This is a genomic window from Planotetraspora mira, from assembly GCF_016863275.1.
GTDB lineage: Bacteria > Actinomycetota > Actinomycetes > Streptosporangiales > Streptosporangiaceae > Planotetraspora > Planotetraspora mira.
The window spans coordinates 272997-299577 of sequence record NZ_BOOO01000017.1; the positions used below are offsets into that span (position 1 = coordinate 272997).

22 protein-coding genes are annotated in these 26581 nt (G+C 68.8%); 9 read left to right on the forward strand and 13 right to left on the reverse strand.

Annotation, left to right across the window (positions count from 1 at the left end; all coding sequences use genetic code 11):
* Nucleotides 1–24: 24 nt before the first annotated feature.
* The 4 genes from Pmi06nite_RS17790 to Pmi06nite_RS17805 all read right to left on the reverse strand — a co-directional run bounded on the left by Pmi06nite_RS17790 (nucleotide 25) and on the right by Pmi06nite_RS17805 (nucleotide 3426).
* Nucleotides 25–963, reverse strand: coding sequence for a carbohydrate ABC transporter permease (locus tag Pmi06nite_RS17790; protein WP_203954132.1), 939 nt, complete (start codon nucleotides 961–963; stop codon nucleotides 25–27).
* Nucleotides 960–1973 carry an ABC transporter permease gene (locus Pmi06nite_RS17795; protein WP_203954133.1) on the reverse strand — a complete coding sequence of 338 codons (1014 nt, stop codon included), beginning with the start codon at nucleotides 1971–1973 and terminating at the stop codon, nucleotides 960–962. The genes Pmi06nite_RS17790 and Pmi06nite_RS17795 overlap by 4 nt, the downstream gene beginning before the upstream one ends.
* A complete protein-coding gene (locus Pmi06nite_RS17800; protein WP_203954134.1) occupies nucleotides 1973–2176 on the reverse strand; it encodes a hypothetical protein in 204 nt (67 codons plus the stop codon). Before Pmi06nite_RS17800 ends, Pmi06nite_RS17795 begins: the two co-directional genes overlap by 1 nt.
* 548 nt (nucleotides 2177–2724) lie before the next feature.
* Entirely contained in the window at nucleotides 2725–3426 is a 702-nt protein-coding gene (locus Pmi06nite_RS17805) for a sensor histidine kinase (protein WP_203954135.1), read from the reverse strand.
* A gap of 247 nt (nucleotides 3427–3673) precedes the next feature.
* On the opposite strand from Pmi06nite_RS17805, the gene Pmi06nite_RS42595 reads away from it, so the two are divergent.
* Entirely contained in the window at nucleotides 3674–4624 is a 951-nt protein-coding gene (locus tag Pmi06nite_RS42595) for a LysR family transcriptional regulator (RefSeq protein ID WP_203954136.1), read from the forward strand.
* A gap of 129 nt (nucleotides 4625–4753) precedes the next feature.
* On the opposite strand, the gene Pmi06nite_RS17815 is transcribed toward Pmi06nite_RS42595, so the two are convergent.
* Complete coding sequence (locus tag Pmi06nite_RS17815; protein WP_203954137.1) at nucleotides 4754–6964, reverse strand: phosphocholine-specific phospholipase C; 2211 nt, start codon at nucleotides 6962–6964, stop codon at nucleotides 4754–4756.
* 409 nt (nucleotides 6965–7373) lie between these two features.
* On the opposite strand from Pmi06nite_RS17815, the gene Pmi06nite_RS17820 reads away from it, so the two are divergent.
* Together Pmi06nite_RS17820 and Pmi06nite_RS17825 are read left to right on the forward strand one after the other, a co-directional pair.
* Nucleotides 7374–7730: a VOC family protein gene (locus Pmi06nite_RS17820; RefSeq protein ID WP_203954138.1), complete on the forward strand. Its 357-nt coding sequence runs from the start codon at nucleotides 7374–7376 to the stop codon at nucleotides 7728–7730.
* Between the two features lie 161 nt (nucleotides 7731–7891).
* Nucleotides 7892–10282: an ATP-binding cassette domain-containing protein gene (locus Pmi06nite_RS17825; protein WP_203954139.1), complete on the forward strand. Its 2391-nt coding sequence runs from the start codon at nucleotides 7892–7894 to the stop codon at nucleotides 10280–10282.
* Here Pmi06nite_RS17825 and Pmi06nite_RS17830 read toward each other — a convergent pair.
* Nucleotides 10267–12822 (reverse strand): DUF4118 domain-containing protein, encoded by a 2556-nt coding sequence (locus tag Pmi06nite_RS17830; RefSeq protein ID WP_203954140.1) that lies wholly within the window; start codon nucleotides 12820–12822, stop codon nucleotides 10267–10269. The two genes, Pmi06nite_RS17825 and Pmi06nite_RS17830, sit on opposite strands and share 16 nt — an antisense overlap.
* A gap of 159 nt (nucleotides 12823–12981) precedes the next feature.
* Nucleotides 12982–13776 (reverse strand): putative hydro-lyase, encoded by a 795-nt coding sequence (locus Pmi06nite_RS17835; protein ID WP_203954141.1) that lies wholly within the window; start codon nucleotides 13774–13776, stop codon nucleotides 12982–12984.
* Between the two features lie 379 nt (nucleotides 13777–14155).
* Between Pmi06nite_RS17835 and Pmi06nite_RS17840 the strand changes: the two genes are divergently transcribed.
* From Pmi06nite_RS17840 to Pmi06nite_RS17855, 4 genes are all read left to right on the forward strand, one after another.
* Entirely contained in the window at nucleotides 14156–14788 is a 633-nt protein-coding gene (locus tag Pmi06nite_RS17840) for a GmrSD restriction endonuclease domain-containing protein (RefSeq protein WP_203954142.1), read from the forward strand.
* Between the two features lie 352 nt (nucleotides 14789–15140).
* Complete coding sequence (locus Pmi06nite_RS17845; RefSeq protein WP_239113991.1) at nucleotides 15141–15800, forward strand: molybdopterin-dependent oxidoreductase; 660 nt, start codon at nucleotides 15141–15143, stop codon at nucleotides 15798–15800.
* The gene (locus Pmi06nite_RS17850; protein ID WP_203954144.1) at nucleotides 15757–16428 is read left to right on the forward strand and encodes a cytochrome b/b6 domain-containing protein; all 672 of its coding nucleotides are present in this window, start codon (nucleotides 15757–15759) and stop codon (nucleotides 16426–16428) included. The genes Pmi06nite_RS17845 and Pmi06nite_RS17850 overlap by 44 nt, the downstream gene beginning before the upstream one ends.
* A 361-nt stretch (nucleotides 16429–16789) precedes the next feature.
* A complete protein-coding gene (locus Pmi06nite_RS17855; protein WP_203954145.1) occupies nucleotides 16790–17692 on the forward strand; it encodes a slipin family protein in 903 nt (300 codons plus the stop codon).
* Nucleotides 17693–17747: 55 nt separating this feature from the next.
* Here the strand turns inward: Pmi06nite_RS17855 and Pmi06nite_RS17860 are convergent, their stop codons facing one another.
* From Pmi06nite_RS17860 to Pmi06nite_RS17875, 4 genes are all read right to left on the reverse strand, one after another.
* Nucleotides 17748–19166, reverse strand: a complete 1419-nt coding sequence (locus Pmi06nite_RS17860; protein ID WP_203954146.1) for a M20/M25/M40 family metallo-hydrolase — start codon at nucleotides 19164–19166, stop codon at nucleotides 17748–17750.
* Between the two features lie 135 nt (nucleotides 19167–19301).
* Complete coding sequence (gene sigJ, locus Pmi06nite_RS17865) at nucleotides 19302–20255, reverse strand: RNA polymerase sigma factor SigJ (protein WP_203954147.1); 954 nt, start codon at nucleotides 20253–20255, stop codon at nucleotides 19302–19304.
* 385 nt (nucleotides 20256–20640) lie between these two features.
* Nucleotides 20641–21387, reverse strand: a complete 747-nt coding sequence (locus tag Pmi06nite_RS17870) for an SDR family NAD(P)-dependent oxidoreductase (protein WP_203954148.1) — start codon at nucleotides 21385–21387, stop codon at nucleotides 20641–20643.
* Between the two features lie 144 nt (nucleotides 21388–21531).
* Entirely contained in the window at nucleotides 21532–22428 is an 897-nt protein-coding gene (locus tag Pmi06nite_RS17875) for a LysR family transcriptional regulator (RefSeq protein ID WP_203954149.1), read from the reverse strand.
* Between the two features lie 228 nt (nucleotides 22429–22656).
* On the opposite strand from Pmi06nite_RS17875, the gene Pmi06nite_RS17880 reads away from it, so the two are divergent.
* Nucleotides 22657–23421, forward strand: coding sequence for an SDR family NAD(P)-dependent oxidoreductase (locus Pmi06nite_RS17880; protein WP_203954150.1), 765 nt, complete (start codon nucleotides 22657–22659; stop codon nucleotides 23419–23421).
* A 93-nt stretch (nucleotides 23422–23514) separates the two neighbouring features.
* Here the strand turns inward: Pmi06nite_RS17880 and Pmi06nite_RS17885 are convergent, their stop codons facing one another.
* Nucleotides 23515–24261, reverse strand: a complete 747-nt coding sequence (locus Pmi06nite_RS17885; RefSeq protein ID WP_308442506.1) for an SDR family oxidoreductase — start codon at nucleotides 24259–24261, stop codon at nucleotides 23515–23517.
* Between the two features lie 86 nt (nucleotides 24262–24347).
* Here Pmi06nite_RS17885 and Pmi06nite_RS17890 point away from each other — a divergent pair, with 86 nt between their 5' ends.
* Nucleotides 24348–24821, forward strand: a complete 474-nt coding sequence (locus Pmi06nite_RS17890) for an RrF2 family transcriptional regulator (RefSeq protein WP_203954151.1) — start codon at nucleotides 24348–24350, stop codon at nucleotides 24819–24821.
* A 151-nt stretch (nucleotides 24822–24972) separates the two neighbouring features.
* Here the strand turns inward: Pmi06nite_RS17890 and murD are convergent, their stop codons facing one another.
* Complete coding sequence (gene murD / locus Pmi06nite_RS17895; RefSeq protein WP_203954152.1) at nucleotides 24973–26415, reverse strand: UDP-N-acetylmuramoyl-L-alanine--D-glutamate ligase; 1443 nt, start codon at nucleotides 26413–26415, stop codon at nucleotides 24973–24975.
* Nucleotides 26416–26581 lie beyond the last annotated feature (166 nt).

The window sequence follows — 26581 nt, forward strand, 5'->3', positions numbered from 1 at the left end:
GTTCCTTCCAATCGTGAGTTGCTGTCAGCCCTTGACGGCGCCGACCATCACGCCCTTGGTGAAGTGGCGGGCTACGAACGGGTAGATGATCAGTACGGGCAGGCTCGAGACGACGATGAGGGCGTACTTCAAGACGTTGGCGAGCTGCTGCTGTTGGAGCTGTTGCGCCACGTCCGTCACGCCGACGTTGCGCTGGTTCAGGATGAGGACGTTCCTGAGCACGATCTGCAACGGATAGAGATCTTGATCCTTGAGATAGACCAGGGCGTCGAAGTAGGTGTTCCACTGGAAGATCACGTACATCAGCGCGAGGACGGCCAGCAGCGGCTTCGACAGCGGCAGCACCACCGACCGGAGGTAGCGGAGCTCGCTCGCCCCGTCGAGCATCCCCGCCTCGTGGAGGTCCTCCGGGATCGAGTTGGCGAAGAACGTGCGCGCGATGATCACCTGCCAGACACCGACGGCGTTGGGGATCAGCAGCGCCCAGCGGGTGTTCAGCATGCCGAGGTCCTGAACCACCATGTACGTGGGGATCAGGCCACCCGAGAACAGCATGGTGAAGATCAGGCCGGTCATCAGCACGTTGCGCCCGAAGAACCTCTTGCGCGACAACGGGTAGGCGATGGCGACGGTCAGCGTGACGCTGATGAGGGTGCCGCAGACGGCGTAGATCAGCGAGTTGTAGTACCCCTGCAGGATCTGCGGGTTGCTCAGGGCGGCCTGGTAGGCGCGCAGCGAGAAGTCGACCGGCCAGAAGGTCACCCTGCCCGCGGACACGGCACTCGCGCTGCTGAACGAATTGGCGACGATGTAGACCAGCGGCAGCAGTACCAGCGCCAGGATCACCACCAGCATGATCGTGACAACGATCACGAAGACGCGGTCGCGGAACGGCTCGCGGATCTTCTCCGTGGCCTGCTTGCGACGCAGCCTGGACAGGCCCGACGTCGTCAGCGTGCTCATCCCCACAGCCCCTTCCCGGTGATCCGCTTGGCGGCGAAGTTGACGAACAGCAGCAGGACGAGGTTGACCACCGAGTTGAACAGACCGACGGCCGTCGCCATGCTGAAGTCGGCGTTGACCAGGCCGGTCTTGTAGACGTAGGTCGCGATGATCTCCGACTGCGCGAGGTTCAGGTCGTTCTGCAGCAGGAAGGCCTTCTCGAAGCCGATCGCCATCATGTTCCCCACGCCGAGCACCAGGATGATCACGGCGGTGGGCATGATTCCCGGCAGGTCGACATTCCGGATCCGCTGCCACCGGCTGGCACCGTCGATCTTGGCCGCCTCGTGCAGCGCCGGATCGATGCCCGCGAGGGCGGCCATGTAGATGACCGCGGAGTAACCCGTGGTCTGCCACACGTCCGACCACACGTAGATGTGCCGGAAGTAGTCCGGGTCGCCGAGGAAGTCGACCGCGGGGATCCCGAACAGGCCGAGCGCGTCGTTCACGATGCCCAGCCGCGGCGACAGGATGAGGATCGTCATCGACACCGCCACGACGGTGGAGATGAAGTAGGGCGCGTAGGTCAGCAACTGCACCGTGCGCTTGAACAGGCCGTTGCGGATCTCGTTGAGCGCGATGGCCAAGATGATCGGGATCGGGAAACTGGCCAGCACCAGGTAGAACGCCAGGATGAAGGTGTTCTTCAGCAGCGTGCCGAAGACCGGGTTGCTGAAGAACAGCTCGAAGTTCTTGAATCCGACCCAGTCGCTGCCCCAGATTCCCTGGATGACGTTGTAGTCCTTGAACGCGATGACGGCGTTGCTGATCGGGATGTACTTGAAGATGATGAAGTACGCCACCGGCGCGATCACCAGGAGATACAGCTGCCAGTTCAGCCGCCAGGACCGCCGGGCCTCGGCCGACTGGCGACGCCAATAGCGCGCGAGCGCGTTCCGGGGCCCACGGGACCGAACCGGCGGCTCGGTCGCGCGAACCGGCGGGCTCGAGCGCTGCGTGGTGATCTCCATCAATCCACCCGCAGGTCGTCAGTGGCGTCGAAGTCCCCGTCGATGCCGATATCGGGTTCCGTCGGCGGCCGGAATCGACCGTCCGTGATCACCGGTCCGGTGCGGGTGATGGCTCCCAGCTGCGGAATGCGCCCGGTATGGCTGCCGTTTGGCACAGCGCAGGCCGGTATGTGCAGCTCCATCAGGAAATGGGGTGACGTCACAGTCACACCTCCTGGTTGAGGGGGTGGGGTGGCACCTGTTGCGAGGTGGCCGGATCGGGGTCGGGGGTCAGGGAACGACGAGCGACTGATTGCTCACCACGACCACTCCGCACGCCCACAGCGGGCGGACGGATGCGGCCGGCTCAAGCGGGTCGAAGCATTGCTGAGCAGGCACGCGGCCTTGGTGACGACGGCGGAGAACAGCCCGAGCCGGCACGCGAGACTCACCCGACTGAGTGGTCCTTGGTCAGCACAGCCATGAACAACCGCCATTGCCGCCGGTGCCACAGCGAGCGAAGCCGTGCCGTTCCCGGGAAACATAGGCGAAACCTAGGAGCAATATTTAACTTCGTCAAGTATTGATTTCCGCTCCGCGCCGGTCCTACGCTCAGCGCACCATCGGCCTGTCGGCCCCGCAGAACCGAGGACCTGATGCCCCCCGTGCTGTCCGACCCTGATCGCCGCCTGCGGCGGCTGCGCGGCCGACCATCAGGCGTCATGCGAATCGACCTGCGCCATCGCGGCCGTACGCGATCCGGCGAAGGTCGTCAGCGACAGGCGGCCTGCCCGGTGGCGGGGAGCCTGAGCACGAAGCGTGCTCCGGCACCGGCGGCGTCCTCCACGTGCAGGGTGCCGTTGTGCGCGTGGGCGATGTCGCGGGCGACGGCCAGGCCGAGGCCGGCGCCGCCGCGGCGCCTGCAGCGGGCGCTGTCGAGCCGGAAGAAGCGTTCGAAGACCCGCTCGCGATCCGGGGCGGGGATGCCTGGCCCGTCGTCGGTGACGATGAGTTCGGCCGTGGATCCATGCCGCCGGACCTGGATCTGGATCGCCTGCTGGGCATATCGGCGGGCGTTTTCCAGCAGATTGGCCACCAGCCTGTCAAGGAGCGTGGGCGCCGCATCGACGATGACGGGGTCCGCGGCCCGCAACTGGACCTCCGGGCCCGCGGCCGGCACGACGGCGTGGACGCGGGCCACCGCGGAAAGATCGACCGGCTGGTGCCCTGCCCACGTGCCCTCCGCGATCTGCGCGAGCAGGAAAAGGTCGGCGACGATCGCTTCGAGCCGGTCGACGCTGCGCAGCGCCGCGTCGAGGACCTGGGGCAACTCGGTCTGGCCGGGATTCAGCCGGGCCTCCTCGAGCTCGGCCCTGAGCCCGGCGAGGGGCGTGCGCACTTCATGAGAGGCGGCGGCGAACCAGCGCTGGGCCAGATCACCCTCCGTGGGCGAGCCCGCACCAGTTGTGTTCATGTTCACTCCGGAAGGGTTCCGGCCGTCAACGGCACCGGCCCGTTCGAACAAGACGAGACCTGGACACCTCAGGGGCTCTGCCACCCCGCCAGATCCAGGCCGCGCAGCCGGAGCCCGGAGCCGTTCCGCGGCATGCGATCCCCTCGTGTCGTCATGGACCCATCGTGCGTCCACTCGGCGCCGTCCCGCCATGACCAGCTGGCTCCCTGCTGGTAGGCGAAACCTCCTACAGAACTACGATGAATGGATGGAGCTCCGCCAGCTGCGCTATTTCGTCGCAGTGGCCGAGGAGCTGAACTTCGGCCGCGCCGCGGCCCGGTTGCGCATCGCGGGTCCGTCGCTCTCCCAGCAGATCAAGGTGCTGGAGCGCGATCTGGGCGTATGTCTGTTCGATCGGGACCGCCGCTCGGTCGCGCTGACCTCCTCAGGACAGGCCCTGCTCGCCCCGGCCCGAGCGCTGCTCGAGCAGGCCGACCAGATGCGCCGCTCCGCGGCCGGCCTGGCCGCCGCCGAGTCGGTCCGGCTCGGCTACATCGGCTGGCTGCCGCCCGATCTGACCACCCGCGTGTCCGGCGTCGCGCAACTGCACGTCGAGTCGTGGGTCATGCCGTCGCACATCCAAGTCGGCCGGGTCGCCGACGGCAGCATCGACCTGGCCATCTGCGGGGTGCGGACCGACGACCTGACCGCCCACGGCCTCGAGGCCCGGCTGATCGGCGCGGACCAGCTCGTGGCGATCTCCACCCGCAAGGGGGCCTCCGCCGTGCAGGCCAAGGACACCATGGTGCTGGTGGACGCCGACACCGCCGCCTGGGGCTCCTGGAACCGCTACGCCGAGGCGTTCGCCCGCGACACCGGCGCCCGCATCGTGCGAATCGACGACGGCGGCATCGCCGGCCGGGCCTTCTTCGACCACGTACGCCGGCTCCACGGCCCCGTCATCAACTCGGCGAAGGGCCAGACCACGCAGTTGCCCCCCGACCTTCACCTGCGCAGGGTGGTCAACCCGGCACCGTACTGGGCCTGGGCCCTGGTCTCCCGGCGCGACGAGACCCGCAGGGCCGTACAGGCCACCGTCGAGGCTCTGACCCACGACGTCGGCAGGCTCAGTCTGGACGACGACAGGGCCTGGCTGCCGACCGGCGACCCGTTCCGCGCCGCCGGGCCGAATCCTCCGGATACGGCGACGACGGCGTGACCGTGCCGCGCCGTCGCACGCCTGTGGTTCGCGGCACCCACCCGGGCCCGGCCCCGCCCGCGGACTCGGTCGCGATGTGCTCGTGGTCCGAGCATGGCGGGAAGGGCCGGCCTTCGGTGAGGGACTGAATCAGCCGGTGATGCTGGCCTCTCCGGTCTCGAGGTGGCCGACGAACCGCTGCGACCAGGCTGCGTCGCAGTTGGCCGTGACCGTCACGTCGTACCAGCCGCTGCTTTCCTTCAGCGGGTTCACCGTCCACTCCGCCTCGTCGTGCGCGGAGACCTTCACGGTGTGCGGCTTGCCCGAGATGTAGTGGTTGTGCGTGATCGTGAACGTCACGTGCGACTTCCCACGGTTGCGCAGCTTCAGCGTCAGCTCCGGCTTCGTGGTCGCCTTGCCGTCGTAGTAGTCCGCCTCGACGACGAGGTCCTTGCCCGCGGTGGTGACGTCGCCGACGAACCGGCGCAGGAACCGGTTCGGCCCGGTGACGGTGATGTCGTACGCGCTGTCGTCGGCGGACGCGCCCACGGCGCCGGTCCCGGACGCCGTCGCGTGGGCCGCGACGGTGTACTGGCCCGGGAACGCGGCCGGGTACTGCGCCAGCGTCGGGATTGCGGCCCGGTTGTTGTAGACGGCGAAGTGGCTCGCCTTGGTCGCGAACGGAGCCACGTTGCTGAACTTCAGGTTCGCCACGACGCCGGACGCCCCGCTGGTGAAACCGGCCAGGTTGGCGTTCGGCTGGTACGGCAGCGGGCGCGCCCGCCTGGTCCCCGCCTCCTGAGTCGGCATCGTGTTGTCGCCCGGCAGCGGGGTGTACCGAGTCTCCGGGATGAGTGCCCCGGTGGCCGGAAGGGCCGGCATGCCGTAAACCGGCTTGTCGAAGTCGAAGGCGTTCGTGAGGTCGCCGCAGACCTTGCGCCGCCAGTCGCTGATGTTGGGCGAGATGGCCGGCTTGCCGAGCGCGGAGGTCCACTTCTCCATGAACTGGATGACCGAGGTGTGGTCGGAGACCTCCGAGGTCACCCAGCCGCCGCGCGTCCAGGGCGAGATGAGGATGAGCGGCACACGGAAGCCGAGTCCGACGGGGAGCGGCGCGGTGACACCGTACGCGGCCATGGTGCCGGAGACGAACTCGTCCGCCTCGCCCGGCGCCGGCATGGGCGGCGGGACGTGGTCGAACTGGCCGTCGTTCTCGTCGTAGTTGATGATGACCAGGGTCGAGTTGAACACATCCGGGTCGGCGTTGAGTGCCTCGAGGACGCCGCGGAGGAAGTACGCACCGTTGCTCGGCGCCGTGACCGGGTGCTCGGAGAAGAACTGGTTGTTCACGACCCAGTTCACCTGCGGCAGCGTGCCGCCCACCACGTCGGCGCGGATCGCGGCGATGAGGTTGTCGGCGTTGCCCGACAGCCCGGTGACCGGCTCGGGGACGTTCTTCACGCCGTTGTCGTAGAAGACGTTGCCCGGAGCGGCGGTCCCGCCCTGGGTGGGGTCGAGCTTGGCGAAGGTGTCGAAGTATTCCAAGCCGTTGTCGCCGTAGTCGTCGGCGCACTGGTAGACCCGCCAGCTGACACCCGCCGTCTGGAGCGTCTCGGCGTAGGACTCCCAGGGCAGGAACTTGCCGCGCTCGTCGCCGCCGTCGTTGGCGGTGAAGGTGCCGTGCTTCTTGTTCGCGTTGATCGTGCCGCTCCACAGGTAAGTGCGGTTGGGCCCGGTCGCGCTGAGCACGGAGCAGTGGTAGGCGTCACCGACCGTGTAGGCGTCGGCGAGGGCGTAGTGGAACGGCAGGTCGCGACGGTCCATGTAACCAAGCGTGGTCGGTCCGCCCTTGGAGTAGTACCAGCCCGTCATCAGCCCGCCGTACCAGGCGCCGTGCTGGTCGGTCCAGCCGTGGCTGGTGCCGCCGTAGTTGGCGGCGCCGAGCTCGGGGCTCGGCGGCGTCGCTCCACTCCAGGTCTTCGCTCCGCTCAGCCGCCAGGGGTACTGCGTGGCGGCCCCGGCGGTCAGGGGGGTCACCGGCTGCTCCCAGACGGTCTTGCCACCCGGCAGCGTGATGGTGGAGCGGTCACCGAAACCGCGGACTCCCTTGAGAGCGCCGAAGTAGTGATCGAAGCTCCGGTTCTCCTGCATGATCACGACGACATGCTTGATGTCACGGATGTCTCCGTGCGCATGCCCGTGCCCATGGCCGTGATCGTGGCCGTCATGGCCGTGATCATTGCCGTGGTCATGGCCGGAAGAAGCGGAAGCGCTCGCACCGGGCAAGGCGGCGCCGGCGGCGGCCGCTCCAGTGACGGCAGCGGCGGTGCCGAGGAAATTTCTGCGGGACAGCTTGGACATGCTCAAAGACCTCCGAGTGCAAAGACGTGCCACTCGATCCTGGCCTCGGGATCTTGACCCCAAGCGACGGGAAGTCGAAGCTGTAATTGCCGGTTGCGCAAGACCAGGGGGACGGATGCGCCCGGCCTTGCGGCAGATGACCATGAAGTGAGCAGTTTTGGAGAAGCGCCGGTCACCGGGCCACGCATAGCCTGACCACCGTGGACATCACCACTCACTAGGCCTTCCCCCCGGACGCCTCCCCGCCCTTTCCATCGCGACGCCTCGGCTTCGAGGGTCCGCATCGACGTCGGACACGGCGGGATGCGCCGGATCAGGTCGGCCCGGCACCTCGACGGGCCTCTCTTTCGTCTCTTCGATCTCGACGGGACACACCGGGTCTCCGCGACCCACGACTTCAGGAGTGACCATGACCGACTCTTCCACTCAGGGGATCAAGACCGTGCTGCATCCCGTGTCCGACCTGGCGAAGGCCAAGGCGGTGTACGCCGCCCTGCTCGGCGTACCGCCGCAGACCGACGGGTCCTACTACGTCGGCTTCGAGGCCGAGGGCCAGCACATCGGGCTGGTGCCGAGCGGTGGGCCGCAGGGCATGACCTCACCGGTGGCCTACTGGCACGTGCCGGACATCGAGGCGAAACTGGCCGAGGTGACCGCCGCGGGCGCCACCGTGAAGGAGCCCGCGCACGACGTCGGCGGCGGCCGTCTGGTGGCCACCGTCACCGATCCCGACGGCAACGTCCTCGGGCTGCTTCAGGACCGCTGAGCGCCGGCCCCCGCCGTCGCCGCCGATCGGGTAGACAGAGGACCGTTGCCGCGACCGCGCCGACGAAGGAAACCAGACATACTGCTCGAAGCTGGTCGGATCAAGCCAGGCGACGCCGATGGAGACCGCGAAAGCGGGCCCGCCTAACAAATGGAGACACGATGAGCATGGCCACGACGGCGGACACGCAGTCGCCTGCGCTGCACGTTGCCGACAGCCACGATCTGATCCGCGTGCACGGCGCGCGCGAGAACAACCTCAAGAACGTCAGCGTCGAGATCCCGAAGCGCCGTCTGACGGTGTTCACCGGCGTCTCCGGCTCGGGCAAGAGCTCGCTGGTGTTCGGCACGATCGCCGCGGAGTCGCAGCGGATGATCAACGAGACGTACAGCACCTTCGTGCAGGGCTTCATGCCGACGCTGGCGCGGCCCGAGGTCGACGTACTCGACGGGCTGACGACCGCGATCATCGTCGATCAGGAACGGATGGGCGCCGACCCCCGCTCCACAGTCGGCACCGCCACCGACACCAACGCGATGTTACGGATCGTCTTCAGCCGACTCGGGCAGCCGCACATCGGCTCGCCCAAGGCGTTCTCCTTCAACGTCGCCTCGATCAGTGGAGCGGGCGCGGTCACGCTGGAGCGCGGCGGGCAGACCGTGAAGGAGCGGCGCAGCTTCAGCATCACCGGCGGCATGTGTCTGCGCTGCGAAGGCCGGGGCTCGGTCACCGACTTCGACCTGTCCCAGATCTACGACGACAGCAAGTCGCTCAACGAGGGTGCGCTCACGATCCCCGGCTACAGCATGGACGGCTGGTACGGCCGCATCTTCAGCGGCTGCGGCTTCTTCGACCCGGACAAGCCGATCAGCAAGTTCACGAAGAAGGAGCTCCACGACCTGCTCCACAAGGAGCCGACAAAGATCAAGGTCGACGGCATCAACCTGACCTATGAGGGCCTGATCCCGAAGATCCAGAAGTCGATGCTCTCCAAGGACGTCGACTCGCTGCAGCCGCACATCCGCGCCTTCGTGGAGCGGGCGGTCACCTTCACCATCTGCCCCGAGTGCGACGGCACCCGGCTCAGTGAGGGGGCCCGCTCATCGAAGATCAAGGGGATCAGCATCGCCGACGCCTGCGCGATGCAGATCAGCGATCTCGCCGTGTGGGTCCGCGACCTCGACGAGCCGTCGGTGGCGCCGCTGCTGGCCAAGCTGGCGCACACCCTCGACTCGTTCGTGGAGATCGGGCTGGGCTACCTCTCGCTCGACCGGCCGTCGGGCACACTGTCGGGCGGGGAGGCGCAGCGCACCAAGATGATCCGCCACCTCGGCTCCTCACTCACCGACGTCACCTACGTCTTCGACGAGCCCACCATCGGACTGCACCCCCATGACATCCAGCGGATGAACGGCCTGCTGCTGCGGCTGCGGGACAAGGGCAACACGGTGCTCGTCGTGGAGCACAAGCCGGAGACGATCGCGATCGCCGACCACGTCGTCGACCTCGGCCCCGGCGCCGGCACCGCCGGCGGCGAGGTGGTGTTCGAGGGCACCGTCGGCGGGCTGCGGACCGGCGGCACGCTGACCGGGCGGCACCTGGACGACCGGGCCTCCTTGAAGCCGTCGGTGCGGACACCGTCGGGCGTGCTGGAGGTGCGCGGCGCCCGCGTCCACAACCTGCAGGACGTCGATGTCGACATCCCGCTCGGCGTGCTGGTGGTGGTGACCGGCGTGGCCGGATCGGGAAAGAGCTCGCTGATCCACGGCTCGGTGTCGGGGCGGGACGGAGTGGTGTCGGTCGACCAGGGCGCGATCCGCGGATCTCGGCGGAGCAACCCGGCGACGTACACCGGACTGCTCGACCCGATCCGCAAGGCGTTCGCGAAGGCCAACGGCGTGAAGCCGGCGCTGTTCAGCGCCAACTCCGAGGGCGCCTGCGCCGGCTGCAACGGCGCCGGCGTCATCTACACCGACCTGGCGATGATGGCCGGCGTCGCCACCACCTGCGAGGAGTGCGAGGGCAAGCGGTTCCAGGCCGAGGTCCTGGAGTACAGGTTCGGCGGGAAGGACATCAGCGAGGTGCTCGCGATGCCGGTCATCGAGGCCGAGGCGTTCTTCGCCGCCGGCGAGGCGAAGACGCCGGCGGCGCACAAGATCCTCACCCGGCTCGCCGACGTCGGCCTCGGCTACCTCAGTCTCGGCCAGCCGCTCACCACGCTGTCCGGCGGCGAGCGGCAGCGGCTCAAGCTGGCCACCCACATGACCGAGAAGGGCGGCGTCTACGTCCTCGACGAGCCGACCGCCGGCCTGCACCTCGCCGACGTCGAGCAGTTGCTCGGCCTGCTCGACCAGCTGGTCGACTCCGGCAAGTCGGTCATCGTCATCGAGCACCACCAGGCGGTCATGGCGCATGCCGACTGGATCATCGACCTCGGCCCCGGCGCCGGCCACGACGGCGGGCGGATCGTCTTCGAGGGCACGGCCGCCGACCTCGTCGCCGCCCGCTCCACCCTCACCGGCGAGCACCTCGCGGACTACGTCGGCACCTGATCGGGATGGGCCGCCGGGGCCATGGGCAGGGAAACGATCATGGTGAGACCTCCCCCGGGTGTCTCCTCAGGTACGAGCGTCCCGCCCATCGCCTCGGACAGCCCCCGAGACAGGGCGAGTCCCAGGCCCACCCCCGAATGGTTGTCTCGGTCGCCGAGACGCTGGAACGGCAGGAACACACGGTCGTAGGATTCGCGCGGAATCCCGGGCCCGCGGTCGATGACCCGGATTTCGACGTGGTTGCCGTGCCAGCTGCCGGTGACCAGGACCTTCCGCCCGGCGGGGGTGTAGCGGACCGCATTGGACGTCAAGTTGACCAGCACGCGTTCGAGCAGGGCCGGATCGGCGACCACCTCGGGCAGGTCGGTGCTGAAGTCGGTCTCGATGGCGGCGCCGAGCGGTCCGAGATCGTCGATCGCCCTCGGCACGATCTCGTCGAGCGCGACGGGCTGCAGCGCCAGGCCGAGCACTCCGGCCTGCAGACGGCTCATGTCGAGCAGGTTGACGACCAGACGATCCAGCTTGACCAGGGACTCGTCGGCGGTCGCCAGCAACTCCTCGCGGTCCTCGGCTGACCACTCGACGTCGGTGCTGAGCAGGCTGTCCACGGCGGCCTTCGCCGACGCGAGGGGCGTGCGCAGGTCATGGCTGACGGCGGCGAGCAGGGCCGTCCGCATCCGGTCGGCCGCGGCGAGCGGTCTGGCCTGCTCGGCCTCCTCCCTCAGCCGTTCCTGCCGCAGTGCCACGGCGGTCTCAGCGGCGAACGCCTCCAGCATGCGGCGGTCGGAGGCCTCCAGGAGCCTGCCGCGCGCGGCGAGGACCAGGTTGTCGTCGATGGCGACGTCGGTGTCGGCGAGGGCCGGGTAGGTGCAGGGAACCCCACCTGAGGTGGCGACGATGCGCCAGGTATCCGGGTCGGAGCGGTCGTCGGGCGTCTGCCCCGCCTCCGGCCGGCGCTCGAGCAGCGCGACCGAGGTCAGGCCGAACGTCTCGCGCATCCGGGCGAGCAGGGAGGGCACCGCCGCCTCGCCGCGCAGCACGTGGCCGGCAAGGGTCGAGAGGATCTGGGCCTCCGCTCCGGCTCGCGCGGACTCCCTGGTCCGCCGGGCCGCGACGTCCACGATGGTGCTGACCGCCGCCGCGACGACGACGAAGACGACCAGGGCGAACAGATTCTCCGGATCCGAGATCGTGAACTCGTTGATCGGTGGCGTGAAGAAGTAGTTGAGCAGGAGAGAGCCGCCGATCGCGGCCACGATGGCCGGCCACATGCCTCCGACGAGCGCGACGCCGACGACCATGAGCAAGAAGAACAGGATCTCGCTCGGCAGCGACAGCTGGTCCCTGAACGGGATGAGCGCGGCCGTGAGCCCCGGCACGCCGGCGACGGCGACGCCCCACCCGATCAGTCGCCTCGTCCGGGTGAGCGCGGCGGGAGACCCGGCCGGCCTGCGCCCCTTCCGTACCCCGTCGTGCGTGACCATGTGAACGTCGATGGATCCGGACAGCGCGGTCGTCTCCACGCCCACACCACGAGAGAAGATCTGGGCGAACCTGCCCCGCCGGGACGCGCCGAGAACGAGTTGGGTGGCGTTGACGCCGCGAGCGAAGTCGAGCAGCGCCCGCGGGATGTCCTCGCCGACGACCTGGTGGTAGGTGCCCCCCATGTTCTCCACCAGGGTGCGTTGACGGGCCAGGTTGGCCGGGTCGCCTCCCTTCAGGCCGTCGGCCCTGGTGACGTGGACGGCGAGCACGTCGGCCCCCTTGGTGCGGGCGGCGATGCGAGCGGCCCGCCGTACGAGGGTGTCGCCCTCGGGGCCGCCCGTCAGCGCGACGACGACTCGCTCGCGTGCCTCCCACGTCGTGGCTATCCCCTGCTCGGCACGGTAGCGGTCGAGTTGGTCGTCGACCTTGTCCGCGACCCAGAGCAGGGCCAGCTCGCGCAGGGCGGTCAGGTTGCCGACCCTGAAGTAGTTCGACAGCGCCGCGTCCACCTTCTCGGGCTTGTACACGTTGCCGTGGGCCATCCGGCGGCGGAGCGCCTCCGGCGACATGTCGACCAGTTCGACCTGGTCGGCTCGCCGGACGACCTCGTCGGGCACGGTCTCCTGCTGCGCCACCCCGGTGATCTGCTCGACGACGTCGTTCACCGACTCCAGATGCTGGATGTTGACCGTCGAGACGACGTCGATGCCGGCGTCCAGAATCTCCTCGATGTCCTGCCACCGCTTGACGTTGCGCGAGCCGGGCACGTTGGTGTGCGCCAGCTCGTCGATCAGCGCGATGGAGGGCGCGCGCTCGATGACGGCGTCGACGTCGAGTTCGCTGAAGGTCGTCCCCCGGTACACCATCGTCTTGCGAGCGATGATCTCCATGCCGTCGAGGAGTTCGGCGGTGTGAGGGCGGTCGTGGGTCTCCACGAGACCCACCACCACGTCCCTGCCACGTTCCATCGCCCGGCGTCCCCCGCCGAGCATCGCGAACGTCTTCCCGACACCGGGGGCCGCCCCGAGATAGACCCGCAACCGCCCGCGTGGCACCTGCGATCACTACTCCTTGCCGAGGGACAGGTCTGGCTCGAGAGCGCCCGGCTCAGGCAGCCCAAGGGAAAGCAAAGTGCAAAATCTGGGCGTTCTTCTCGCTTTGACGCGCTACATACGAACATGGCGTGAATATTGACGCGGTCCGTACGCGGCGGATCAGGGCACCAGGTAGACGCTGTCGCGGGCGTCGGTGACGGCCATGTGACCGGGTGCGTGGCCGATGGCGAACGGCGGCCGTGACCGCATGACCGCCGCCTGAGGTGTCACCCCACAGGCCCAGAAGACCGGCAGTTCGCCGGCGCGTACCTCCACCGCGTCTCCGAAGTCCGGCCGGTCGAGGTCCGCGATGCCCAGCACGGCTGGATCGCCCACATGTACCGGGGCGCCGTGCACGGCCGGGTATCGCGAGGTGATCCGGACGGCCGCCGGCACCAGTTCGGCGGGGATCGGGCGCATCGACACCACGAGGGGACCGGACAACTCACCCGCCGGGCGGCACAACCGGTCCGTGCGGTACATGGGCACGTTCGTCCCCGCCTCGATGTGACGCACCGGCACGCCGGCCTCCAGCAGCGCGGCCTCGAAGGTGAAGCTGCAGCCGATGAGGAAGCAGACCAGGTCGTCGCGCCAGTAGGACGTCACGTCGGCGACCTCGGCGACCTGCTCGCCGTGCCGGTAGACACGGTAGGCGGGCAGGTCGGTGCGCAGGTCGCCGTCGAAGATCGACGCGAAGGTCTCCCCCGGCTCGGTGACGTCCAGCACCGGGCATGACCGCGGGTTGCGCTGCGCGAACAACAGGAAGTCGTACGCCCGGTCTCTCGGCAACGCGATCAGGTTGGCCTGGGTCCATCCCGCGGCCCAGCCGGAGGTGGGCGTGACGAGCCCTGTGCGAAACAACCCCCGCGCCTCCCGGGGGGTCAGCCGAGCGCGACCCGCCGGTATCCGTGCCATCCGAGCCTCCTTGGAGCAGCGTCCCGTCAGAGGTCGTGCCCACGCGAGCCGGGTCGCATCGCCGTCCTCGTCGTACGCCCCGTCCTCCCGGCCGTAGAGGCCGCAGAGAAGGGCGCCCGCCTCAGGTTTCCGGCTCGTAACAAGATCTTCAACTGGCGTTTCCCGGCCCCTACCAAGGCGGCCCGACGCACCCACAGCGTAGAACCTGGCCCCCAGCTTGTCCCCGGATGTAAGCGGCACGTGTAGACGACGCCGCCCGTTTCCTGTCAGTAAGACCTGACATTTCGTCATTCCTTCTGTCTTGCGACCGTCCTTGTGGCTCATCCCCCTGGACCCGAGCACACCCCGGCCCGGGCCTGGAGACAGAAGGAGACGACTCGTGCGTCGAGTCACAACTGCCGTCCTCGCCGTCCTCGCCACTCTCGCCATCACGCTGACCCTGGGCGTCGGTCCGGCGAGCGCCACCCCTCCCGGGATCCCCTCCGCCGCCACCGCGGCTTCGGAGCTCGCCTCGCTCACCGTCGCCGCCGAATCCCACGCCTCCACCTACGACCGCGCCCTGTTCCCCCACTGGATCACCCAGTCCGGTGCCTGTGACACTCGCGAGCAGGTGCTCAAGCGAGACGGCACGAATGTCGTCACCAACTCCAGCTGCTCCGCCACCTCCGGCACCTGGCGCTCGCCCTACGACGGCGCGACCTGGACCGCCGCGTCCGACGTCGACATCGACCACATGGTGCCGCTCGCGGAGGCCTGGCGGTCCGGCGCCTGGGCCTGGACCACCGCGCGGCGGCAGGCGTTCGCCAACGACCTGTCCAGGCCTCAGCTGTGGGCGGTCACCGACAACGTCAACCAGTCCAAGGGCGACCAGGACCCCTCCACGTGGAAGCCCTCGGTGACCTCGTTCCGCTGCACGTACGCCCGGGCCTGGATCGGCGTCAAGTACTACTACGGGCTGACCTTGCAGAGCAGCGAGAAGTCCGCGCTGAGCACCATGCTCGGCGGCTGCTGACCCCACCCCGGGCGGCCGGCGCGAGCCAGGAGAACAGATGGTTTGCGCCGGCCCCTGCCGATGATCGAGGTGCGCTTCAACTCGGGCGCCTCCACAGCGTGCCTCTCGCATCAGCGGGAAACGATTTCCGGGACGCCGTCAGTCGCTCGACCATGAAGGCGGAACTTCGCCGGAGAAAATTCACCGCCGACGTGACGCACGCGGGTTGTTTCTGATCGAGAAATGCACTTCTGACGAGAGTCTTACGGCGGCCTGCCTCAGCTGGCTTCCCGAAGTCGCCGACTGATCTAATCTCCATGTGACAGATCCGCACAATGAGTCAGGACGCGGCACCCCTATAGCGCGACGGGTGATGTTCTCGATGCTCGGTGCCGGCATCGCCGGTCTCGTCGCGGCGCCCTACTTGCAAAGTGGCTGGGACAAATTCCTCGGTGTCGCCTCGCGGACCGATCCCACTGGGCTGACCGGACTTCTTCCCAATCCGGGCGGCTTTCGTTATTACAGCGTCGCGGCCTCGGTGCCTCACAAGGACGAGACCGATTACCAGTTGAAGGTCGACGGCCTCGTCGACCGCCCCGCGACGTATGGACTCGACGCCTTACGCGCCCTGCCGCAGACCCGGGTCGTCGGCGATGTGCAATGCACCGACGGCTGGCGGGTTCCGAAGACCCCCTTCGAGGGCGTGCTGCTCTCGCACCTCCTCGACGCGGCCGGCGTGCGCCCCGAAGGCAAGGCGATCCGTTTCACCTGCTTCGACGGCACCTACAGCGAAAGCCTCACGCTCGCGCAGGCACGCCGCCCCGACGTGCTCGTGGCGCTGAAGATGGAGGACAAGCCGCTCACCTACGACCATGGCGGTCCTGTGCGGCTCTACGCGGCCCCGATGTACTTCTACAAATCGGCCAAGTGGCTTTCCGGCATCTCCGTCACCGAAACGGTCATACCTGGTTACTGGGAGGAGTACGGATATGACATCGACGGTTGGCTCGACGGGGCGGACAGGTCCGTCTGAGCGTCCTCGGCGCATCCTCCGGTTCAGCCTCGCCGAGCGACTGGTCCACCGTGCCACCGCCTGGCTCATGGTGTCGTGTGTGGGGACGGCGGCCTGTCTGTATCTCTCGCCGCTCGCTCAACTGGTCGGCCGCCGTCACCTGGTGGTCATCGTCCATGAGTGGTCGGGGATCTTGCTGCCGGCGCCGTTCCTCCTCGGCCTCGCCTCGTCCGCGTTCCGCGCCGATCTACGCAGGCTGAACCGCATGGCGGAGTACGACAGGGAGTGGCTGCGGGCGGTCCGCAAGCGCTGGACCTCCCCTGACCTCCGGCCCGCCGGCAAGTTCAACGCCGGGCAGAAGATATACGCGGGGTGGATCGCCGGAGCCGTGCCGATCATGATGTTCACGGGTCTGCTGATGTGGTTCACCGGACTCCTGCCGCCGATCTCCCGCACAAGCGCGATCTTCGTGCACGACGTGACGGCCCTGGCAGTCGGCGTCGTCGTGGGCGGGCACATCTGGATGGCGCGCCAGGACCCGCATGCACGGCGTGCGATGCGCACGGGGTCCGTGGGGCGCGCGTGGGCGAAGAGCAAGCACTCCAAGTGGGTGGAGGAGGACCACCCCGACGGATCTCCTTCGGCCTGATGAGGAACTTCACCTTGAAGCGCCACTCCATCGCAGGCAGGAAAATCCCATTCCAGGGCATAAACCTTACCGAGCGATGACATCCGCAGTCAGTGGTCTGGGCGCGCATAAAGATCACATATAAGCCATAAGCAAACTCGACATAAAGCCGTAATACCCTATTGGGCGATTTACCGATCGCTTCGTTCGGCGGTGGACGAGGCGGGGTGACGCCGGCGGCGTTTCACCACGATTGTCACCAGACGGCGCAAAGAGCCGGGCTCGAACATTTAGGTCAAACGATGCTTCGGACGAGGTTTCGCACCCTACCGGCGGAGCATGGCCCCGACAGAGACCCCGGAGAGGTCAAGGGGAGGACGAAATGAACGCCTTCTATGCGATCCTCGCGTCCGCGGGCCTCGTCATGGCGTGGCTGGCGACGAGCATTCGCGTCATCACGCAGTTCGAACGGGGGGTGGTCTTCCGATTCGGGCGCGTGATACCCGCGATCCGCGGGCCGGGACTCGCGATGCTCGTGCCGATCGCCGACCGTCTGCAGAAGGTCAACATGCAGATCATCACGATGCCGGTGCCCGCGCAGGACGGCATCACCCGCGACAACGTGACGGTCCGCGTTGACGCCGTCGTCTATTTCAGGGTCGTCGATCCGGTGCGCGTGTCCGTCGACGTACAGGATTACGTGTCCGCCATCGGCCAGGTCGCGCAGACCTCGCTGCGTTCGATCATCGGCAAGAGCGACCTGGACGACCTGTTGTCCAACCGGGAGCAACTCAACTCGGGCCTGGAACTGATGATCGACAGTCCGGCGCTGGGCTGGGGCGTACACATCGACCGTGTGGAGATCAAGGATGTGGCGCTGCCCGAGTCGATGAAACGGTCGATGTCGCGCCAGGCCGAGGCCGAGCGCGAGCGGCGGGCCCGCATCATCACCGCCGACGGCGAACTGCAGGCCTCGACGCGGCTCAGCCAGGCCGCCGAAGCGATGGCGGAGCACCCGGCCGCGCTGCAACTGCGCCTGCTCCAAACCGTGGTCGAGGTCGCCGCCGAGAAGAACTCGACGCTCGTGCTGCCCTTCCCCGTGGAACTGCTCCGGTTCCTGGAAAGAGCAACACTCTCTGAGGCCGACCGGCCGGCCGAAACCGCGGTCACCCCGTCCGGCCCTGCCGCCACGGACGACGGCCTCTCGATTCCGCGCACGCCGCACATCCCCGGCCTCGCGGACATCGATCCGCCGGCGCCGCTCGGCGGACGATCCACCAGGTAGGCCGTCCCCCGGGCGTCACCCAAAGGATCTTCAGGGGCGGGATCCGGCTTCGGAGTCAGCTACGGGCGTGTGCGTCGAGGATGTGGGCGACGGCCTCGGTCACCTGCTCGGCGAAGGCGATGTTCAACCATTCGTCGGGCACGTGCATGTTCGAGTCCGCCCCCAGCGCGCCGGTGACGACGAACTGCGCGTCCGGGTAGCGGCGGCTGAGCATCTCCATGAACGGGATCCCGCCGCCGATCCCGATTCTGCGGCACGCCTCGTCGAAAACCAGATCGCCGATCTCCTCCAGCCTCGCGGCCAGCCAGGGCGCGGTCGCCGGGGCCTGCCAGCCGTTCAGCAGCAGGAAGTCGCCCACCTCGACCTGCGCGCCGTACGGCACCTCACTCGTGAGGATCTTCACCAGCGCGGCCCGCGCGACCTCGGCGTCGACAGTCGGCGGAGTACGGAAGCTCAGCCGCAGGGACGTCGAAGCGCGCAGCACGGCTCCCGCCACTGCGGGGTCCGGGAGCCCGCCGGCGCCGATCACCGACAGCGTCGGCCGCCAGGTGTTGTTGAGAATGAGTTCGACGTCGTCGTCCGAGGCCGCCCGCATCCCGTCGACGAGTCGATACCGGCGCGCGGCGGCCCCCGGCTCCAGCGCGGCGAGCGCCTCGGCCTCGGCCCGCCGCTCCTCGGGGATCGGCACGTTCATCTCGGGGACGGTGACCTCGCCGGTCACGGGGTCCTCCACCCGGTCGAGCAACTGGCGCATGACGCGGAAGGAACTCGGCACGATGCCGCTGGCGAGACCGGAGTGTGCGGACGTCTCGAGGACCCGCACCGTGACGGTCGCCTGCACCACGCCACGCAGGCTCTCGGTCAGCCACATCCGCTCGTAGTCGCCACCGCCACCGTCCAGACAGACCACCAGGGATACCTCGCCGAGGCGGTCGGACAGATGCTCCAGGTACGCGGGCAGGTCCGGGCTGCCGGACTCCTCGCCGGTCTCCAGAAGCAGCACCACCCGGGCGTGCCGGCCGCCCGTCGCCTGGATGGCGGTCAACGCGGTCGTCGCCGCGTAGCCCGAGTACCCGTCGTCGACCGCGCCGCGACCGTACAGCCGTCCATCACGCAGCACCGCCTGCCACGGGCCCAGCCCATCCGACCAGTCGCCGAGCGGGGGCTGCTTGTCGAGGTGACCGTACAGCAGCACAGTGCCGCGTGCCGTGGTGCCGGCGGTCGCGGGCACGTCCGCGACAAGCAGCGGGGCGCGGCCGTCGAGCTGGACGACTTCGCACTGGGCGCCGGGCAGGCCACGCGATGCGATCCAGTCCCGCACGTGCTCGGCGGCGGCTCGCAGATGGCCGTTCCGCTCCCAGTCGGCGTCGTAGGCGGGCGACACCGCGGGTATCTCGACCAGGCCGCAGAGGCTGGCCAGCACGTCTTCGTTCCAGCTCTTGACGACCGCTTCATGAACGCTGCCAGAATCCATAGCAGAATCATGGCACCCGAGTCCGCCGCACTCGTATGACGGTCAACGGGTGCATGCCCAGCACTATCCGCGCCGGCGTGAGCCCCGAGAGCCCGGCCGTGCAGAGGATGCCGCCGCCCGGGCCGCCATGCCACCTCACAGTTCGGCGCGGTACCTCGTCGACGTCCACGGCCGGATCTTCTCGGGGTTGCGCACCGCCCAGATGTGCTTGATCCGGTCGCCTGCGACGGCGAACGCCGCGACCACCACGGTGACGCCGTCTCGCTGAGCCACCAGACCGGGCTGACCGTTGACCGTACGCTCCAGGATCGTCATGTCGGGCACCCGGCCGGCGAGGGCGACGGCGTAGCGCGCGACCTGCTCGGCGCCTTCGATCGGGCGGAGCACGGCGCTGACCAGGCCGCCGCCGTCGGCGATCACCGTGGCGTCGGGGTCGAGGAGGCCGATGAGGGCGTCGATGTCCTTGGCCTCCCACGCCTGCTTGAAGTCCCTGACGATGTCGGCCTGCTGGGCTGCCGGAGCCGTGGGATCCTGTGCGGCGCGAATGCGACGACGGGCAGAGGAGGCCAACTGGCGACATGCCGCCGGCGTACGGCCGACGATCTCGGCCACTTCGGCGAAGGAGTGGCAGAAGACATCGTGAAGGATGAGCGCGACGCGCTCGGCAGGGGTCATCGATTCGAGCACGACGAGGAAGGCCATGGTGATCGACTCGTCCAGGGTGACCCGGTCGGCCGGGTCGGCCGTGGTGCCGTCCGGCTGGCCGTTGATCCACCCGGCACGGTCGGGCAGCGGCTCCGGGACCCATTCGCCCACGTAGCGCTCCCTCCGGGCCCGCGCCGAGCCGAGCAGGTCGAAGCAGATGTGACTGGCGACCTTCGTCAACCAGGCGCCAGGGGTTTCGATGGCCTCCTGCTGTTGCCGGGACATGGCGTACCAGCGGGCGTAGGTCTCTTGTACGACATCCTCAGCGTCGGCCAGGGAGCCGAGGAGCCGGTACGCGAGATTGATCAGCTGACGCCGCTCGCTCATGATCGCGCTCAAACCGGGATCGAGCCGGCCGTGTCCCGGCTCGGATGGGGTGGTCATGGTGCCGACGACTCCCTTGGTCGAATCTTGCCCTCACTGGTTCGACGAGATACCGCACCGAACTGTGAGGTGGCGCGTCGCCTCACATTCCCGGCGATTGCCTCGTCGGACTACTGAGACACCGTCCCGCACGGCGGAAGGCTCCGCGACCCCGGCCCGCTCTGGACGCTCACCCTGGCGATCGGCCAGATCTGCTTCTTCATCCCCGTCGCTCTCATCGGCAAGCCGATCCCCGGGAAGGCGCCCGGGAAGAATTACCGCAGGTGACGCCCGCCAGGCTCGGGAATGAGGACGGCGACCGCGCCTCACCCCGAGCACGGCGTGCCGAACGGCCAGCCGTCGGGACGGCGGCCGACCGGTGGCCGGCCGCCGTCCGGGCCTCGGGTCAGATGGCCCAGCGACCGCCGTCAACGTGGACGGTCGTTCCGTGGATGTAGCTCGCCTTCGGCGAGGCCAGGAAAGTGATGGCCTCCACGATCTCCTCCGGCTGCGCGGGACGGCCGGCGGGGAAGGTCTTCGAGAGGGCATCCAGGTCCTCGCCCATGGGTGCGGTGCCCGGGGTGCGCGTCGGGCCGGGGCTCACCGCGTTGACCCGCACTCCGCTGGGGCCGAACTCCGCCGCCCAGGACTTGGTCAGCAGCACGACCGCGGCCTTGCTCGACCCGTACAGGGCATAACCGGCGTGGCCGTACTCCGCCACCATCGTCGTCAGGTTGATGATCGAGCCGTGGCCGCGCCCGGCCATGGCCGGAGCGAGCTCGGCGACCAGGAAGTACGGGGCCAGGACGTTCACGCCGTAAACCGCGTGGAAGTCCCGCTCACTCGTCTCGGCCGTGGGGCCGAACGGGTAGATCCCGGCGTTGTTCACCAGAACATCCACCTTGCCGACACATGCGGTCGCGGTTCTCGCGAGCGAACGCGCGGACGCCTCGTCGGTCAGCTCCGCCGCCACGAAGTGGGCCTCCCCACCCTGCGCGCGGATCTCTTCGACGGCCTGCTTTCCCTGCTGCTCGTCCCGGCCCGACAGGACCACAGCGGCACCCATCCGGGCCAACTCCTGAGCCGTCACCCGGCCGATGCCCTTGGTGGCTCCGGTCACCAGAGCCCCGGTTCCCGATAGCTCTCCGGTCATCACGTTCACCTCTTGGTCGATTGACTCGTGTGCCCGCCGGTCGCCTCGCTTCGGCGACCGGCTCCGGGGGTTTAAGGCCACGGCCGTCCGGGACCTTCCGGGACGTTCATACCGGCGGCTTATGACCGCCATCGGACGGGGCGCTCAGGAGTTGTGGGGTTCTGTGAAACCGGCGATGAAGTTGGCCAGGTCGCGGCGGCGGGCGTCGGCGTGCCACACCACCCAGGTGCGCCGTACGAGGGGATGGCCGACCAGAGCCGACCAGGTGACGGTCTCGGGTGTCGGCGACCAGTTCGGCGGTGCCAGCGCGAAGGCCTGCCCGGCGCTCACCGCGGCGAGCTTGACCTCGGCGATCAGCGCCTGGCCCTCGGGAGCGGCGGGGCCGAGGTCCAGGCCGTGGCTTCGCAGGATCGCGGTCACCTCGTCATACCAGGCGGGGCTGCCGGAGCGAGGAAAGCCGACCCATTCCAGTCCGCTCAGCGCGTCCAGACGGATGCCGTCCGGGCCGGAGAGTTCGACGGCCTGCTCGGCGGCGAGAAGCACACCGAGGTTCTCCCTGACCACCAGCATCGCGTCGAACTCCGGTCCGGCGGGGCGCTCACGGAGCAGGCCCACGTCGAGTTCACCGGCCTGCAGCGCCGCCAGTTGTGCGGCCGTGGAAAGGTGACGGGCCTGCACGCGGGTCTCCGGGCAGGCCGTGGTGAACTGCTCCAACGACGGATCAAGCAGATTGGACGGCAGTTCCAGGGGGATTCCCAGCCGCAGGATCCCGCAGCCCTCGGTCGTATGCGCGGCCATCGCCCGAAGCGCCTGGTCATGCCGGGCGAGGACGGCACGCCCCTCGGCCAGCAGCGTCATCCCCGCCCCGGTGGGCGACACCCCGGTGCTGCTGCGGACCAGCAGCTTGACCCCGAGCTGACGCTCCAGCATGCCGACGGTCTGCGACAGCGCAGGCTGGCTGATGTGCAGCCGGCGCGCCGCCGCCGACATGCCGCCCTCTTCGGCCACCGCGACGAATGCGCGTAATTCCCGCAATTCCATTCATCCATGGCACCACACGCCCGCGAGGGCTTTCCGCAGGTGGGCGAGGTTATGCCTGCCATCGGGAGGAGCTATGGCCGCAGTGAAATCGGCCGGCGACGACGTGCGCTGTAGGCACCGGTGACCTCATGACGCCGTCACCAGGGGCCCGGCGAATCCGATCGCGGTTCAGGCCGGTGCCCTGAAGAAATCAACGAAGATTCCCCCAGCTCTATCAAGGAGTGAACTATGGGTCTGCTGAACGGCAAAGTGACGCTGGTGACCGGCGGTACTTCCGGGATCGGCCGGGTCAGCGCGCTTCTGTTCGCAAGGGAAGGCGCCAAGGTGGCCATCACCGGCCGACGTGCCGAGGTCGGGCAGGAGATCGTCGAGGAGATCACGAAGGGGGGCGGTGAGGCGATTTTCATCCAGGCCGACGCCGCTGACATCTCGAGCGCCGGGGACGTCGTCGGCCAGGTCGTCAGCCGCTTCGGCAAGTTGGACCTGGCCTTCAACAACGCCGGCACCGCCGCCGTCGGCCCGCTGACCGAGCTCGACGAGAAGATGTGGCACTACCTCGTCGACGGGAACCTCAAGGGCTCCTTCTTCTATCTCCAGGCGGAGGCCGCGCAGATGAAGCGGCAGGGACACGGCGGCTCGATCGTCTTCAACGGCTCGGTGTTCGCCGAGATCGGCATCGACGGCATTTCGATCTACAGCGCCACCAAGGGCGGCGTCGCCGCATTGGCGCGGGCGGCGGCGGTGGAACTCGGCCCTGACGGGATCCGCGTGAACACGGTCAACCCGACCATCATCCGTACGCCGCTGACCGAGGGCGGCATCACCAAGAACGACGACGGATCCGAGTACCACCCGCATGGCGAGAAGATTCCACTCGGCCGCTTCGGCGAGTCGGAGGACGTCGCGAACGTGGTTCTCTTCCTCTTGTCGGATCTGTCCTCTTTTGTCACCGGGCAGTCCATCGCAGTCGACGGTGGACAGAGCGTCAACTAAGAGGTCGCGCAGACAGGCGCCCCGCATGGCCCAGCACCGTGATCGCGGCAGCGCAGGGGTGCTGGGCCGGGGTGCTGGGCCGGGGTGAGGCTGTTACTGCTTTGCGAGCCACTCGTCGAAGGTGGTCGGCGCGATGCGGGCGCCCTCGCCGGGCAGGAGTACGTCGCCGGCCATCTCCGGACCGAGCAACGCCCACGTCGGCACGAGCTTGACCACGTGTCCGCGCGCGTCGTTGGTGCGCCGGGCCATGTCCACCAGGTCCTGCGGCTCAGGGCCGGCGACATCGCGGTGACGCCCCTGTGGTGCGCCCGTGGCGATCTCGGCGAGGATGTCGGCCACGTCCGCGGGCGCGATCGGCTGGACGAGCAGCGGTGAGATCGCGGCGACGCCGTCCTGCTCGGTCCAGCTCGTCACCGTCGCGGCGAAGTCGTGGAACTGCGTGGCAGGAACGATCGTCCACGGCACCGGGCCCTCGGTCACGAGGCGCTCCTGCTCGCGCTTGCCGGCGTAGTGCGCGTTGCCTTCAATGCGATCGACGCCGACGATCGAGAGCAGCACGTGGTGACGGACACCGGCTCTTTCCTCGGCGGCGAGCAGGTTCCGGGTGGTGGTGCCGAAGTACGCCACCGCGTCGTCCCGGTCGGCCGCCGTGTAGCTCGTGGCGTCGATGACGGCCTCAACGCCGGTCAGGGCGGCGTCGAGGCCGTCGCCGGTGATCAGGTCCACGCCGAGTGAGCGGCTGATGCGGACGACCTCGTGCCCGGCCTGTTCCAGGGCGGCGACGGTGCGGGCCCCGATGTTCCCCGTGGCTCCGGCGACGGCGATTCGCATGGTCCTCATGGTGATCTCTCCTGTGTCTCGCTAGTTGCCGCCTACGCTATCTCGGACTAAACGGATCCTCAATGTCTGGGATAGCATCGGGGTCTATGAAGCTGCCTGTGAGCACGGAATGGCTGTTGCACTGCGCCGCGTCGCTGGCGCAGCTCGAGGCGGGGGCCACCGCGTCGGCGGCACAGCTCGCCCAGTACTTCGACCTGCCGGCGGCCTATCTCGCCAAGCAGCTGCAGGCGCTGGTCAAGGCCGGCGTGCTGGCTGCGACGACAGGCCCGCGCGGCGGGTTCCGGCTGGCCCGGCCGGCTTCCGAGATCACGCTCCTACAGATCGTCGAGGCGGTCGACGGTGCGGCCTCGCCGTACGAGTGCCGCGAGATCCGCCGGCAGGGACGGGGAGCACTGCCCGCCGAGGACTGCCAGAACCCCTGCATCCTCGCCGAGAAGATGGCCGAAGCCCACGAAGCCTGGCGGAACAGCCTCGCCACGACCTCGCTCGCCGAGATCATCGCCGCACTGCCCCCATCAGCCCCACGCCGTACCCGCCTGCGCCTGACCGGAACGTCGTAGCGCATCCGCCACCGCATGCGACGCCGCGGACGTCGCGCAGGCAGGAAGTGGTCAGGGCCCGCGTCGGGGGCGTGCGTCCCAGCGACAGGTGGTCCACGCGTGGCGGATCAGGCTACGCACGGTGTGATCGTCGGCGAGGTCGAAGGACGCTTCAACGACGGCTCTCCGGTGCTCGTGGCAGCGGGTGTCCGCTGGTCCCTGCCGGCAGGGCCAGCACGGCTCGGGCGAACGCGTCACCCCTTTCGCCGTAGCCGGTGAACATGTCCAGCGAAGCGCAGGCCGGAGCCAGCAACACGGTGTCCCCGGAGATGGCGAGACGGGCGGCTTCGGTGACGACACGCTCCATGACCCCGCTCCCCCGGTCCGCCACCTCGACAACGGGAACATCCGGGGCAAATCGCTCAAGAGCCTCACGAATGCGCTCCCGATCCACCCCCAGCAGCACCACGCCGCGCAGCCGTGACGCGGCCTGCCGGACCAGATCGTCCACCTCAGCCCCTTTGAGCTGTCCCCCCGCGATCCACACGACCGAACGGTAGGCGGCCAGCGAGGCCGCCGCGGCGTGCGGGTTCGTGGCCTTGGAGTCGTCCACGTAGTCGACTCCGGCGATGCGGGCCACATGTGCGATCCGATGCGGGTCGGGAACGTGGCCGGCCAGGCCCTGCCGTACCGCGGTGGCCGCGATCCCGTGTGCGCGGGCCAGCGCGGCGGCGGCCAGCGCATTGGACACGTTATGCGGGGCGGGCGACCGGATGTCGGCCAGGGCGGCGAGTTCCTCCGCCTCGTGCGCCGAGCCGGTTGCGAACGCCCGGTCCACCAGCACGTCGTCCACCACCCCGAGCTGCCCTGGACGCGGCGGCCCCAAGGTGAATCCCACCCTCCGGGCACCGGAGTACGGCTCCGCGAGCCGGACCGGCCAGGGGTCGTCGGCATTGAAGACGAGCACCGAGGCGTCCGCGAAGACTCGCCCCTTGGCCTGCGCGTAGGCGTCCATCGAACCGTGCCAGTCCAGATGGTCGGGCGCCACGTTGAGCACCGCCGCGGCCTGCGGTGCCAGGCTGGACGACCAGTGCAGCTGGAAACTGGACAGCTCCACCGCGAGTACGTCGTACGGGCCGTCGACGGCCTCGATCACAGGCGTGCCGACGTTCCCGACGGCACGCGCCTTGTGGCCCGCGGCGGTGAGCATGGCGGTCAGCATGCGGACCGTCGTGGTCTTTCCGTTGGTGCCGGTCAGCGCCAGCCAGGGCGCGGCGTCGCGAGGGCGCAGCCGCCAGGCCAGCTCGACTTCGCCGATCACTTCGACACCGGCCCCCGTCGCGGCGGTGAGCGCCGGATGGTCGGGCCGCCAGCCCGGTGAGGTGACCACCAGCGATACGCCCTCGGGCAGGCGCGGGGGCCCGAACCTGACCCGTACGCCGAGCCCGGCGAGGTCCGCCGCGGCGGCGCGTTGCGCCTCGCCGTCCCGCGACTCCAGCACGATCACCTCGCACCCCGCCTCGGCCAGACGGCGTGCGGCGGCCCGTCCGGAGATCCCGAGACCGGCCACGCAAACCAGGCCGGCCGTCCCACCGCAGGCAAGGACCTCCCGCATGTCGCTCCGTTCACTTCTCTGGTCGATTCGGCTCCCGGCAACCGGCGCACCTCGCCGCCGCGCCGCCGCGCCACCGGGGCACCGGGGCACCGGGGCACCGGGGCACCGGGGCACCGGGGCACCGGGGCACCGGGGCACCGGGGCACCGGGGCACCGGGGCACCGGG